The following is a 687-nucleotide window of genomic DNA, read 5'->3' as shown; positions in this document are numbered from 1 at the left end:
AGCTCCGCGAGCCGCCGCGTCATCCGGGCCCGGCTCTTCCGGGACCACTCCGTCACGGTCCGGGTCGGCTCGGGGTCCTCGGGCAGGGTCCCGTGTTCCAGCAGGTAGCGGGCCATTTCGTCGGCTCGCTTCCGGGCCGTCTCCTGGAGCCGCTCAGCCGTCCGCTCGCGCCGGGCGACGTCCGGCCACGACATGGAGACCACGCCGGGCGCGATCGTGAGCAGCGGGCGCGGCCCCTCCTCACCGGCCCATCCGGGCCTCTTCGTGAAGAGTCCGGCCGCCGCCGAGACCATCTCTGGAGTCGGGAAGCTGAGCTGGGTGCCAACCTGCCGCTGACCTGCGGTTCTGTTTTCACGGCGAGTTGTGGCACATGTAACAAGCCCCTCAGCCGCCCCGCCCGTCACGGGCTGAGCAAGATCACGGGAGGCAGCGGGAGGGGGGGTCTCGATCATGACCCCACTCCGCTCACGCGGAGGGGTTAGCGGCGCAACCTTGGCGGGCCGCTGTGGCGATGCTGGGGCATCGCTACGTACTCTGGGCACGAGCAACGTTCCTGTCTCGCCCGATGGCTTAGTGGGCGCGAGATGGGGGCGGACGGCCCAGGGATTAGGCCCCCTGGGCCGTTGCCGTTTCTGGTCTGGGAGTGATCCTGGCACCGATTGGTGCGGCTGTTCCCTCCGCCACTCC

Annotated in this window: 1 protein-coding gene; it reads right to left on the bottom strand. The window is 70.0% G+C overall.

Going from position 1 to position 687, the window contains the following annotated elements; translation table 11 throughout:
• The coding region (locus C3481_RS16665) for a hypothetical protein (protein ID WP_219817687.1) at positions 1–293 on the bottom strand (293 nt) is incomplete at its 3' end.
• Between the last annotated feature and the right edge of the window lie 394 nt (positions 294–687).

The organism is Microbacterium sp. Ru50 (assembly GCF_002920555.1).
Lineage (GTDB): Bacteria > Actinomycetota > Actinomycetes > Actinomycetales > Microbacteriaceae > Microbacterium > Microbacterium arborescens.
This window is presented reverse-complemented; position numbering and strand designations above follow the sequence as displayed.